Source organism: Burkholderia sp. SJZ089, from assembly GCF_007828315.1.
In the GTDB taxonomy this organism is placed as follows: domain Bacteria; phylum Pseudomonadota; class Gammaproteobacteria; order Burkholderiales; family Burkholderiaceae; genus Burkholderia; species Burkholderia gladioli.
In genome coordinates this window covers 1-11181 of the sequence record NZ_VIUM01000048.1, presented here as the reverse complement: position 1 = coordinate 11181, position 11181 = coordinate 1, and the positions used below count along the sequence as shown (strand labels likewise).

12 protein-coding genes are annotated in these 11181 nt (G+C 63.1%); 7 read left to right on the top strand and 5 right to left on the bottom strand.

Annotated features, from left to right (window positions below):
- From FB600_RS36845 to FB600_RS36830, 4 genes are all read right to left on the bottom strand, one after another.
- Positions 1–257 (bottom strand): transposase (locus FB600_RS36845; protein WP_145758301.1); only part of this gene is annotated, 257 nt, incomplete at its 3' end.
- A gap of 131 nt (positions 258–388) precedes the next feature.
- Positions 389–1591: a methyl-accepting chemotaxis protein gene (locus tag FB600_RS36840; RefSeq protein ID WP_105821378.1), complete on the bottom strand. Its 1203-nt coding sequence runs from the start codon at positions 1589–1591 to the stop codon at positions 389–391.
- Positions 1592–1606: 15 nt separating this feature from the next.
- Entirely contained in the window at positions 1607–2725 is a 1119-nt protein-coding gene (locus FB600_RS36835) for a porin (RefSeq protein ID WP_145758302.1), read from the bottom strand.
- 183 nt (positions 2726–2908) lie between these two features.
- On the bottom strand, positions 2909–3643 hold the full coding sequence (locus tag FB600_RS36830) for a GntR family transcriptional regulator (protein ID WP_013689710.1): 735 nt from the start codon (positions 3641–3643) through the stop codon (positions 2909–2911).
- Positions 3644–3797: 154 nt separating this feature from the next.
- Between FB600_RS36830 and FB600_RS36825 the strand changes: the two genes are divergently transcribed.
- The 7 genes from FB600_RS36825 to FB600_RS36795 all read left to right on the top strand — a co-directional run bounded on the left by FB600_RS36825 (position 3798) and on the right by FB600_RS36795 (position 10734).
- A complete protein-coding gene (locus FB600_RS36825) occupies positions 3798–4223 on the top strand; it encodes a GlcG/HbpS family heme-binding protein (protein WP_145758303.1) in 426 nt (141 codons plus the stop codon).
- A 14-nt stretch (positions 4224–4237) separates the two neighbouring features.
- On the top strand, positions 4238–5266 hold the full coding sequence (locus FB600_RS36820) for an amidohydrolase family protein (protein WP_096752728.1): 1029 nt from the start codon (positions 4238–4240) through the stop codon (positions 5264–5266).
- Position 5267: 1 nt separating this feature from the next.
- The gene (locus FB600_RS36815; protein ID WP_175427830.1) at positions 5268–6173 is read left to right on the top strand and encodes a VOC family protein; all 906 of its coding nucleotides are present in this window, start codon (positions 5268–5270) and stop codon (positions 6171–6173) included.
- 70 nt (positions 6174–6243) lie between these two features.
- Positions 6244–7110, top strand: coding sequence for a fumarylacetoacetate hydrolase family protein (locus tag FB600_RS36810; protein ID WP_096752726.1), 867 nt, complete (start codon positions 6244–6246; stop codon positions 7108–7110).
- Positions 7107–8693 carry a bifunctional 3-(3-hydroxy-phenyl)propionate/3-hydroxycinnamic acid hydroxylase gene (locus FB600_RS36805; protein WP_096752725.1) on the top strand — a complete coding sequence of 529 codons (1587 nt, stop codon included), beginning with the start codon at positions 7107–7109 and terminating at the stop codon, positions 8691–8693. The genes FB600_RS36810 and FB600_RS36805 overlap by 4 nt, the downstream gene beginning before the upstream one ends.
- A 102-nt stretch (positions 8694–8795) precedes the next feature.
- The gene (locus FB600_RS36800; protein WP_105852012.1) at positions 8796–10199 is read left to right on the top strand and encodes an MFS transporter; all 1404 of its coding nucleotides are present in this window, start codon (positions 8796–8798) and stop codon (positions 10197–10199) included.
- 295 nt (positions 10200–10494) lie between these two features.
- Complete coding sequence (locus FB600_RS36795) at positions 10495–10734, top strand: H-NS family nucleoid-associated regulatory protein (RefSeq protein ID WP_098151820.1); 240 nt, start codon at positions 10495–10497, stop codon at positions 10732–10734.
- Positions 10735–10756: 22 nt separating this feature from the next.
- Here FB600_RS36795 and FB600_RS36790 read toward each other — a convergent pair whose 3' ends face one another.
- Positions 10757–11074, bottom strand: coding sequence for a hypothetical protein (locus FB600_RS36790; RefSeq protein ID WP_261383551.1), 318 nt, complete (start codon positions 11072–11074; stop codon positions 10757–10759).
- Between the last annotated feature and the right edge of the window lie 107 nt (positions 11075–11181).

Here is an 11181-nt window from a genome sequence, read left to right as displayed (position 1 = left end):
ACATTTCCCAGCGCCAGTTGCCCGATCTTCGCGTGCAGCGATTTCAGATCAACCGGTGGCTCGTTCGTGGACGCTCCGCCAGCGCCAAACACGTCCGCCGCGCGCTCCTGCAATTGCCGTTTCCATTCCGTGATCTGGTTCGGGTGCACATCGAACTGCTGTGCCAATTCGGCCAGCGTTCGCTCGCCCTTGACTGCAGCCAGCGCCACTTTCGCCTTGAACGCCGCTGAGTGCGTCCGTCGGGTTCTCTTCGTCATTTCTCGGGTTCCTTTGCCTGCGTTATCGCTGGCTCAAACCCCAGCCGTTCCACTTATCCGCCTGTCCGAATTTGCGCGGCCACCTCTTCGTCGATGCGAAGGCACCGACCCGTCCGCGCCGGCAACGCGCGCTAGACGCTGCTGCGACTGAGTTTCCACGCGCCGACTGCATGGGCGAGTGTGCGAGCGCGTCCGTTGAGATCGTCGGTCGCCTCTACGAGATGCTGCACCATCCCTGCATTCTGCTGCGTGACGGAGTCGATTTCCCGGATCGCGAGGTTCAATTGCTGCACGCCATGACTCTGTTCGCTCGCCGAGCGGCTCATGTCGTCGCTCAGTTCCACCACTTCGTGGGTCGCCGTGACGACGTCATCCATGGAGATACCCACGTCAGCGCAAAGTCGCGTGCCTTGCTCGATTGTGCTGCGTGCGCTGGTGATCAACGCATCGATCTCGCGAGCTGCGCCGGCGCTGCGTTGGGCGAGACCGCGCACCTCGGCGGCGACGACGGCGAAGCCTTTGCCCTGATGGCCGGCTCGTGCCGCTTCCACGGCCGCATTGAGCGCGAGGATGTTGGTCTGAAAGGCAAGGTCGTTGATCACCGAAACCGCGGCGCTGATCTGTCGCGAATCGTTAGCGATGGAATCCATGGCGTCGATCACAGCGCGCACGCGTGTGCGGTTTGCGTCGGCAAGACGCGAGGCGTTTTCGGCCAGGCGATTGGTTTGGGCCGCCGTCTGCGCGCTGCGCTGCACACCTTCGCTGATCTGCTGGGTCGTAGCTGCGGTTTGCTCGATGGCTGCCGCCTGTGACTCCGTGCCGCTCGAAAGTCGAAGGTTCTGACTGGAGATGTGCGTCGCGCAGTCAGTTAGCGCTACCGCTTCGTGCGTGACAAGCGATAACGTCTTGACAAGTCCTTGCTGCATCCGCTCGAGCGCTGTGAAGAGCTTGCGGGCCTGCGTCGCTTCATCGATGACGATCTTCTCGCTCAACTCGCCCAGTGCGATGGCGTCGACCGCGCGCATGGCGTCATCGAGTGGCCGGACGACCTTGGCGGTGAGCCAGCGCCTGCCTGCGAATGCCAGCAACACGCTGCAGGTCGAGAGGCTCCCGATGGCGATCAGCATGGTGTGTTCGACACGCTGCAAGCGCGCAAGCTGTTCAACGTGCGTCCAATCGCCCAGCGCCCGCGCCGCGTCGAGCGGAGTTTGGGCAAGTGCTGAGGACATGTAGGCGCAAGCTGCGCCCAGTGCAGCAATCACCAGCGACATCGCGAGTCCCGCCCCGACGACAACGCTCAACGCGACAGGAATACGGATCTTCGTCATCACCATCGTTGGCGCTCCAGGTTAGAAGGCATGGACAATGCCGAGAATCCCGGTCGTGATGTCCTTGCCCGACGAAACAGCGATGCCCGGGCCCGCTGCGTCCGTCACGGTGAAGGACGTCGCGCCATGGTTGTACACAGCCGCGACGCCGGCATAGAGGCCCGTGCGCTTCGAAAGCGGATAGTCATAGCGCAACGCCCATGACGTGGCGCGGCCATTGCCGCCGGACTTCAGGAAGTACTGGCCGAAGCTCGCGAGCAGCGAGCCGCCCCCCAGATGGCGAACAAGGGCGTTCACTTCATAGAAGTCGTGGTCCGGCGTGGCGTAGGCGCTGGAGACCGACCGGGTCACGCCCGTGGCGTTGCGATGCATCTGGTAGAGCGCGGCCGTCTTTACGAGGCCGAAGTCGTAGGAGGCGCCGATCAGGTAGTAACGTCCCGTGCCGACCGGCGTCGAGGTGGTGAGTGTCGCCGTGCTGGCGAAGCGCTGCTGCAGATAGTCGACATCGGCGGAGAAGTGGCCGGCTTTGAAATTCACGCCTGCGGAGAGCGTGTCGCCGAGCGATGCGGGTACGCCGTTCGTTCCGTTGGTGCCGCGCGCATAGAGCGCGCGCAACGTGAAGCCTGCGAGTTCATTCGAGGCATAGCGAATCGAATTCGCGGTGCGCGCCACCGGCACGAACACGTAGTTGTTGGTGGCGTTCCCCCAGCCGAGCACGTTGAGCTCCCCCAGCGAGTAGGTTACGTAGGACAGGAACAGCGGCGTGTAGTTGTTGCCTGCCTGAACCTGGCCAAACGGCCCCCGAATACCGACCCACGCCTCGCGGTTGAACAGGGTGTTGCTGCTCGCCATCGCCCCCGAGTTGAGGTTGAAGCCATCTTCGAGCTTGAAGACCGCGCTATAGCCGCCGCCCAGATCTTCCTTGCCAAAGAGTCCCCAGCGGCTCGGCGCCACGGAACTCGACGTCTCGCGCACCACCGTGTTGCCGCCCGTGCGGGCGATCTGGACGGCGGTGTCAATGATGCCGTAGAGCGTGACGGACGATTGCGCGGAGGCCGCCGGTGCAGCAAGCGCGGCAGCAAGCGCAGCGATCGACACAAGCGGGTAAGGCGAACGGCGCGGGACGAGCAGTGGCTTCATGAGGTCTCCTGGAAGGGTGCCGTCGAGATGCGGCACGCTCTGGATCAGGAGTTTGTGTACACGGCGCGACCAAGTCAATTTAGCGTATACAACATTATCGAAAATACTAATTTGTATATATTTTTGATCGCGGACGAGCACAACCGCGCCCTGGAGGGGCGGCAGGCTGCATGGCGGGGAGGTTCAGAGAGAGGAAGGCGGGAACAGATCGGTGTCGGCGAGGATGATGTCCGCCGTCTGCTGGTAATGCGTGGTGAGCAGCCGGATGGCGGAGGCTGCCTCGCCGGCCACGATCGCATCGAGAATTTCCTTGTGCTCGGCGCCTTCGTGGCGCTTGGGAAACACGCGCCGCACGGAGAGCTGGCGATAGCGGTAAAGCTGGTCGGCCAGTTGCTCGCAGAAGTTGATGAGCCATCGCGACCGGCAGCCGCCGATCAGCGCGCGGTGAAACTCGCGGTGGCGACGCTCCCACTCTGGGTTCTCCTTGTATTCGCTCTCGGAGAGCGATCGCGGCACCTTGGAAAGCCGGTGATACGCGAGCACGACCTCTTCTTCCCATTCGGTCGAATGCGTCGCGAAAGCTTCACGCAGCGCAATCTCCTCGAGCCAGCAGCGCGTTTTGGTGATCTCGCGCAGGTCGGTGGCGCTGATGCCCGCCACGGCGAAACCGCGCTGGTCGCGACGCTCGACGAGGCCGTCGGAGGTGAGCCGGTTCAGCGCCTCACGTACCGGCGTCTGGCCTGCCTGGTAGTGGTCGCACAGGAACTCGATCTGGAGCTTGCGCGCCGGTTCGAGCTTGCCGTCGAGCAAGTCCGCGCGAATGCGGTCGTACAGGTTGGTCGCGAGCGTCGCGACGCTCGCGGCCGTGCCTGCGGGCGCAGCCGGGTTAGCTACGATGCGGGACAAATGACACCTCATGGGAATTCGACTCGGTTGAAGTATATCCGATTCGAGACGCACCACTTTAGATCGGCCGAAGTCAGGGTTTTCCCTCGAAGAATGCACAAACTATTGTAAATCTAGTTTTTGTATATATTATTGCCCTCAGATCGAATCTTGACCGGGGCGCAATATGGAATCACTCACGCTTGAGCAGGCAAGGCGTGCCATCGACACGGCACTCGCTGCGGCGCGCCGCGAAGGCTTCAAGCCGATAGCGGTCGTCGTGCTCGACGAAGCTGGGCAACTGAAGTGTGCAGCGCGCGAAGACGGCGCGACGCCATTGCGCGTCGATATCGCGCACGGCAAGGCGGCAGCGGCGTTCGGCATGGGCGCAGCCTCGCGCACGCTGCACGAGCGCGCAATTGCCAATCCGGTGTTCTTCAACGCCATCGCCCCGGCCGCGGGTGGCAAGTTCATCCCGCAGACGGGGGCGGTCGTGATCGTTTCCACGAGCGGCCAGGTGCTCGGCGCGATGGGCGCGAGTGGCGGTGCTGGGGACGAGGACGAGGCCATCTGCATCGAAGGTCTGCGCGACGCAGGCCTCGCTTACCGATAAGGCACCGGCTCGCCATGCATCCGACCTACCGCTGCGCCTGTCACGGCATCGATGTCCACGCGCATGTCGTACCCGCCGAATTTCCGCGTTATCTGGGCGCACGTGTGCCGCGCGAGTGGCCTTCCATGCGCGATGCGCATACGTGCCACCGGCACGTGGTGATCGACGAGAAAATCTATCGCACTGTCTCCGACCTATGCTGGGACACGCGAAAGCGCCTCGCCGACATGGACGCGCAGAACGTGGCGATCCAGGCGATTTCGCCCATGCCCGAGTTGCTGTCGTACTGGATGGAGGCGTCCGACGCACTGCCACTGTTGCAATACCTCAACGACGCGATTGCGCAAATGACCGACGCGAGCGCGGGGCGCATGGTCGGGCTCGGCGCGGTGCCGCTGCAGAACGTGGACATGGCGATTCGCGAGCTCGACCGCCTGATGGCCACACCGGGCTTCGCGGGTGTCGAGATCGGCAGCAACATCAATGGTGCGCCCATCGGCGCGGCGCAGTTTGATGCCTTTTTCGAAGCCGCAGCCGCGCTTGACGCAGCCGTATTCGTGCACGCCCTGCGCCCGGTGGGGAAGGAGCGGCTCGTGGGGCCCGCGCAACTCGTGCAGGCGCTGGCGTTTCCCACCGACGTCGGGCTCGCCGCCGCCTCGGCGATCACCTCGAACCTGCTCGTCAAATACCCGAATCTTCGCATCGCCTTCAGCCACGGCGGCGGCACGCTCGGGTCGCTGTTGCCGCGCCTCGAAACAGCCTGCCGCGTGTTCGAACCGCTGCGCGAGAGCCTGCAGCAAGGCGCGCGCGAGCAGGCGCGCCGCTTCTGGTACGACTCGCTGGTGTTCGATTCGGCCACCCTGCGCCATCTGATCGAGTGCTTCGGCGACATGCGCATCATGCTGGGCACCGATTATCCGTTTGCGTTCCGCGAGCGTGATCCGGTCGGCGGCGTCGAAGCGCTGGGCCTCGACGTGGCGGCGACAGAACGGTTGATCTATCGCAACGCCCAGGAATTTCTGGGCATCAGGAATGGAGCATGACATGAAGCAGTGCCTCGTAACAGGCCTCAGAGGCATCGAGATCGGTGTACCGGATCTTGAATTCGCCGCGCGTTTCTATACCGAGATATGGCACCTGAAGGAACTTACCCGCCGCCCGGAGAAGGTGTATTTCCGTGGCACGGGCGTGGCACATCATATCCTCACGCTCACGCGAAGCGAGCAAGCGGACGTTCGCGCCATCGAATTCGATGTGGCGGACATCGCTCATCTCGACACGATCGCGCGTGCGGTCGAGGAGCATGGCGGCACCGTGCTGAGCGGCCCTGTTCCCGCCACGATGCCGGGAGCAGGCACCGTGCTCGAAGTGCTGGACCCGCAGGGCCGGACGCTGCGTTTCATCGCAGCCGGACGTAGTCATACGGACACCGAGCCGGTCGCGGACAAGCCGATCAGGATCACGCACGTCGTGCTCAACAGCGAGAATGTCGCGGTGGCACAGGCATTCTTCGAAAACGCGCTCGGGTTCCGGCTCTCGGACCGCACGCGCATCATGGCCTTCATGCGTTGCGGCAGCGATCACCACTGTATCGCGCTCGCGGACGCGCAGGAAAACAGCCTGAACCACATCGCCTTCCTGATGCCCGACCTCGATTCGGTGATGCGCGGCGGCGGACGCATGAACGACGCGGGTTATCCGATCGAGTGGGGCGTGGGGCGCCACGGCCCGGGCAACAACGTGTTTGCGTACTTCCTCGGGCCCTTCGATTTCGTGATCGAGTACACGGCCGAAGTGCAGCAGGTGGATGAGACCTACCGCACGGGCGGGCCGGACGACTGGAAATGGCCGCCGGGGCGCATCGATCAGTGGGGCGTCGGGCGCAATCCCTCCGAGAGGATGAAAGCCGCCCAGAAGAACATCTTCTTCAACATGCCTGAAAATTCTTGAGTGCCGAGCAGTAGTGATCATCGGACAAACGCCGCATAACGAATCCATTTTTCTTCGAACATAAGACATCATGAAACTTGTTACCTTCCGATCGGGCGACACGACGCGTCTTGGGGTCATCGACGGCAACGATGTTGTCGACCTCAACCAGGCCGATGCTTCGGTTCCCGCGAATCTGCGTGCGGCGCTGATGTCCGGCATTGATCTGAACGCCGCAGCACGACGCGCCATCGCGAGCGGCGAACATCGGGTGCCGTTTGCGTCGATCAAGCTCGCACCCGTCGTGCCGGATCCCGGAAAGATCGTCTGCCTCGGCCACAACTTCTACGATCACGCCAAGGAAGGCGGCAATCTCAAGCCGGTGTATCCGCTCATCTTCTTCCGTGGCGCTTCGTCGCTGATCGCACATGAAGACCCGGTGATCCGGCCGCGCGTGTCGGAAAAGCTCGACTACGAAGCGGAACTCATGATCGTGATCGGCAAACGAGCGCGCCATGTAAAGCGCGATGATGCGCTCGAGTACGTTTATGGTTATGCATGCTTTAACGACGTTTCCGTGCGCGACTATCAGAAGCGCACATCGCAATGGACGATCGGCAAGAACTTCGACGGTACGGGCTCATTCGGTCCGTGGCTCGTGACTGCCGACGAGCTTCCGCCGGGTGCCGAAGGTCTCAAGCTGCGCCTCGTCCTGAATGGCCAGGTCATGCAGCAGGCGAGTACTGCCGACATGATCTGGGGCGTCGCAGAAACCATCGAACTCCTGAGCGAATGCATGACGCTGGAACCGGGCGACGTCGTCGCGATGGGCACGCCGGCAGGCGTGGGTTGGGCGCGCGATCCTTCGGTGTGGCTCAGGCAAGGTGATCGCGTGGAAGTAGACATTGAACGCGTGGGGCGCCTGCAAAACACAGTGCAAGACGAAGTGAGCGCATGACGATGGAACGCAACAGCCATTACGAGGTGGTCGTGGTCGGCTTCGGGCCGTCCGGCGCGGTGGCAGCCGGGCTGCTCGGGCAGCGTGGCCGAAAGGTTCTCTGCGTGGATCGCGCGCGAGAAGTGTATGACAAGCCGCGTGCGATCGCCGTCGACCACGAGATCATGCGTGTGTTCCAGGGGCTCGGCGTGGTCGAGCGCATTGCCGAGCATGTGGCCGTGTTCCCGCCTTCGGAGTACTACGGCGTGGACGGCCAACTCATCAAGCGCATCGATACGGTGCCCAAGCCCTGGCCGCTCGGCTACATGCCGACGATGGTCTTTACGCAGCCACCCGTGGAAGCCGCACTTCGCGAGCATGCGAGTGCGTATGACACTGTCGAGATTGCGCTCGGTGTGGAACTCGTGCGCTTCGAGGAAACGGCGCAGGGAGTGACAGTTCATCTCAAGGACGACACGAACGCCACACGTACCGTGACGTGCGATTACCTGCTTGGCTGCGACGGTGCTTCGAGCACGGTGCGCACTCAACTGGGCATCGAGTACGAAGACCTCGTATTCGATGAACCGTGGCTTGTGGTGGACATGCGGGTGAACGAGCGCGGCATCGAAAAGCTGCCGAAGGTCGCGATCCAGTATTGCGAGCCGTCGCGGCCGTGCACTTACATTGTCGGGCCGGGCGGGCATCGCCGCTGGGAAATCATGCTGATGCCGGGCGAAAACCCGCGCGAAATGCAGCAAGAGGAGCAGGTCTGGACGCTGCTCTCTCGCTGGCTCGACCGCGAGGACGGCGAGCTGTGGCGCGCGGCCAGCTATCGCTTCCATGCACTCGTGGCTAAGGAATGGCGCCGTGGACGCGTGTTCATTGGCGGCGACGCGGCGCACCAGCAGCCGCCGTTCATCGGCCAGGGCATGTGTCAGGGCATTCGTGACGTGGTGAATCTCGTGTGGAAGCTCGACGCCGTGATGGCGGGCGCCGCGCGGTCCGAACTGCTTGACAGTTACCAGGCTGAACGCAGCCTCCATGTGCGCCAGCTGACCACGCGCATCAAGGAGATCGGCAAGCTGATCTGCGAGCGCAGCGTCGATGCCGCACGTGAGCGCGATGCGCGTCTGCTTCGCGAGGCGGGCGGCGTCGTGAAGACGATCGCGCGACAGGACATCGTCCCTAAGCTGGATGCGGGGCTGCTTTCGCAAACATCGCATGCGGCAAACGGAACGTTGTTCCCGCAACCCCGCGTCCGGTACGCCGACGATGAGGCCCTGCTCGATCTCGTGGCGGGCGGCGACTGGCGCCTCGTGACGCTCGACGGTGAACTGCTCTCGGGCGACGCGCTGAACGCCGCCTCGCGCATCGGCGCGCAGATCGTCGAACTTACTCGGGAGGGTGACGCCTATCATGAGTCGATGCCGTCCGACACGCGCAGGATCGTGGAGATCGACGGCGTGCTGGCCGCGTGGTTCGAGCGCAACCTCTGCCGGGCGGCGATCGTCCGTCCGGATCATTACGTGTACGGCGTTGCTGGCGACGCGGCCGATCTTGTCGAATTGCTTGCGAAGCTCGACGTCGCATTGCACGGCTAATGCTTGCGGATAGGTCGCGGAAAGCGGCCTGTCTGAAGGAACCGCTTTAGACCGCCATGAAAAAGCGGCGCGAGTTCGCACATAACCATACGGAGACAAACCTTGGCAACACCCATTCATGTCAGGGAGGAGCTGGCGCACGCGCGCATCGGCGGCTTCCATCTGCGTTTCGCGGTACTCGTCGCCTTCATCATGTTCTTCGACGGCTACGATCTCTTCAACGCGGCCTATGTGGTTCCGCTCGTGCGTCACCAATGGCAGCCGTCGCCCGAGATGATCGGCGTCATGCTCTCCAGCGGCATCGTCGGGCTGTCGATTGGTTCGGTGCTGCAGGGGGTGATAGCCGACCGCGTCGGTCGGCGCAAGGTAATGATCGGTGCGCTCTGGACACTCACGCTTTCCAGCGGCCTGCTCGCCACTGTCGTTCACTCGGCTACGAGCTTCGCGCTCGCGCGCCTCCTGATGGGTACCGCGCTCGGCATGGTCACGCCGCTGGCGCTCACCTGCATCAACGAGTGGGCGCCGCGTCGCAACGCGAACACCTTCGCAACATGGGTGTTTCAGTTTGGATTTTCGGCTGGCGGCATCTTTGCGGGCATTGCCGGGCTGACGCTCACGCCGCGCTTCGGCTGGGAATCGCTCTATTTCGTCGGTGTGCTGTCCGCGCTCGTTGCGGTGGCTGCCATGAAATGGCTGCCGGAATCAGCTCAGTATCTCGCGCTGCGTGGCCGGACCGACGAGGTGCTCAAACTGCTCAAGGCAGCGCGCCCTGAACGTGAGGCGATCTATCGCGCTGGCACTGTCGTACCGATGCACGCCACTTCGCGGCCCGGTTCCGTGCGCGATCTGCTTTCCGTTGAGTATCGCCGCAACACGCTTGTTCACTGGATCGCGGGAGCACTGAGCCTCTTTTGCATCCACGGCCTCACGGGCTGGCTGCCGACCATGGTCGTGAACAAGGGCGGTGGCGTATCGTCGGCGTTCGGCTACGGCACGGTCGTCATGATTGCCTCCGTGTTTGGCGGCATCTCGATGGGCTGGTTTGCCGATCGCATTCGTAGCCGCATTCGTGCCATGGTCGTGGGCTATATCTTGGCGGGCATTTTTATGGCCGCGCTCTCTGCCATGCTCGGCAAGGCGGGCTCTATGGCCCTGATTGCGTGCGTTGGATTCTTCATCTTCGGCGCGCAAGCCATCATGAACAATTACCAGGCCATGTCCTATCGCACCGAAATTCGCGGCACCGGCATGGGCGTCGCGGTCGGGTTGAACCGGGTAGGCGGGATACTCGGGCCGGTTATCGTGGGCATCGTCGCGTCGATCAATCCTGATCCGGTGTGGACATTCACGCTGTTCACGGGAGCCCTGATTCTTGCAGCGGGCGTCATTGCATTCGGCAAGACGGAGATCGCTGCATTGCCGGCGTCGGGGCCGAACGTCGCGAGCGCACCGGGAGACGATACGCTGCATTCGAAAGCGCGGCATGATTCTGGCGCTGCAGGTTGAGCGCCAACCGGGGATGCGGGTTGTCTCGAGCAGCGAGGCGCCCCAGCCAGATGACTTTTTGCATTGAGACGAAATGCGTCGAACATCCGTGCATGGGTGGCATGATCGTCTGCAAGCGCTTCCGGCTCGGATGCCTTCGTGACCACCATCTCCGGGCGTTTCGCGCAGCGGATATGTAGAAGTCGCGACCCGATCTGACAGTTACCCGTTCCGACGGTGCGTGACTGTCAGTTCAGATTCAGGTGGCTCACTTTCTCCTTCCACACCTCCTTGCCCGCGATCACGGTCTGAGTGCATGTTCAGTGACGAACGCGCAGCAGCGCTCGAGACCGTTAAGCAGCTGATGCGTGACTTCGGCATCAACGTGGCGGAGCTGGGCGGACGTCGAGCCCCGAAGAGGCTGGCTGGCCGGCAGCCGGCGAAGTATCGGGATCCGGCGAAGTATCGGGATCCGGCGAGCGGCAAGTCCTGGAGCGGGCATGGCAAGGCACCCGCATGGATCGCCGGCAAGGATCGCAGCGCATTCGAGATCTAACGCGGTCCGATGCTGCCGGGCGTTACCGCCGCGCCGGCAGCTGGCTGAATGACTTTCCGTCGCGCAGGCGCTCGAGCCGATCGAGCGCCTGCCGTATCACTGACAGAGGCGTGGTGCGAAGCTGACCGTCGTGCCAGGCGATCAGCGAGGCCATGAGCTGGTCGGTCTGGGCGTCGAGCGTCCACTCTCCACTGGCCTTGCCGCGCTTGAGCGCGGCGTTGATGCCACGTCCCGCGGCGACCAGGACTTCGACGCGAATTTCATGTCGCCGGGCTTCGTCGATGAATCCCGCCAAGACCACCAGCTGCAGCAGGATGGCCAGCCAGGTAGACCTCTTCATACTTGATGCTGTGCCACACCCGCTCGACGAACCCGTTGTCACGCCAAGCCCCTTTGCCGTCCATCGACAAGCGAACCTGTCGGCCCAGCACGGCATCTGTGAACGCA